Genomic DNA, 252 nt, shown 5'->3' on the forward strand with positions numbered 1-252 from the left:
CCGAACGGCTGACCCACAGCGTGCCGCCGTCCCAAGGCAGGTCGGCCGCGTCCATGAAGCGCAACTCGGCCGCGCCCGGCACCAGGGCAGCCAGCGCGGCCTCAGCCGCCGGCCCCTGCAGAGCCAGAAGGGCGCGGTCGGTCACGACCTCGGGCCCCAGTCCGGCCGCGGTCATGTGGGCCACGTCGGCCTCGGCGCAGGCGGCGTTCACGACCAGCAGCAGGTGGTCGCCCTTGTTGGCCACCATCAGGT

The 252-nt window shown here is 74.2% G+C and carries 1 pseudogene; it reads right to left on the reverse strand.

Annotation, left to right across the window (positions count from 1 at the left end):
- Positions 1-252: pseudogene (gene gcvT, locus MKD49_RS26145) on the reverse strand (glycine cleavage system aminomethyltransferase GcvT); the annotation flags it as partial.

It is taken from the genome of Herbaspirillum sp. WGmk3 (genome assembly GCF_023952535.1).
Classification (GTDB): Bacteria; Pseudomonadota; Gammaproteobacteria; order Burkholderiales; family Burkholderiaceae_D; genus Herbaspirillum; species Herbaspirillum huttiense.